The sequence below is a fragment of the Haloarcula sp. Atlit-7R genome, from assembly GCF_003666065.1.
GTDB classification, from domain to species: Archaea; Halobacteriota; Halobacteria; order Halobacteriales; family Haloarculaceae; genus Haloarcula; species Haloarcula taiwanensis.
In genome coordinates this window covers 1-569 of record NZ_QXIK01000060.1, presented here as the reverse complement: position 1 = coordinate 569, position 569 = coordinate 1, and the positions used below count along the sequence as shown (strand labels likewise).

General features: G+C 57.3%; 1 protein-coding gene. It reads left to right on the top strand.

Translation table 11 applies throughout. From position 1 onward, the window contains the following. Nucleotides 1-265 (top strand): potassium channel family protein (locus D3D01_RS22615; protein WP_147439988.1); only part of this gene is annotated, 265 nt, incomplete at its 5' end. Nucleotides 266-569 lie beyond the last annotated feature (304 nt).

Here is a 569-nt window from a genome sequence, read left to right as displayed (position 1 = left end):
CGGACTGTGTTACGCCCTCGGCGGGCCGTTCCTGACGCAGGCGGGGAGCGTCTTCGACCCCGCCGCCGTCGACAAAACGACGATGGAAGTGCTTTTCGACAACGTCTATTACAGCTATATCAGCTTCAGTACGGTCGGCTACGGCGATATCAATCCGCTCGGGCCGGCGGCGCGGGTGCTCGCGGCGAGTCAGGGCATGTTGAACGGACTGTTCTTCACCCTGCTCACGTTCACGCTGTTCAAGCGCGTGCTCGGCGGGAGCTAATCGCGCGGAGTGGGGCTGTACTCCCCGACAACCCCGTTGAACGCAGTAGTAATTGATAGAATCTGTGTGACCCAGTCAAAGGGGCGTCAGCAAACCGACACCCGTCTTAGTGCAGTTAACGGGGTGAAATCTACATAGAGAACGCGATTTACAGGCACGTCTGCAATCACCGGCAATGGGTAGCTCCGCAACGTCGCTGAATTGGACCGACGAGCCGTCCGAAGATGACGTGCCTCAGGCTCGGCTCCGTGATCTACGTGACGCATGTCACTTGACTCTTGTATTCAAGTCTAGAAATATTCTA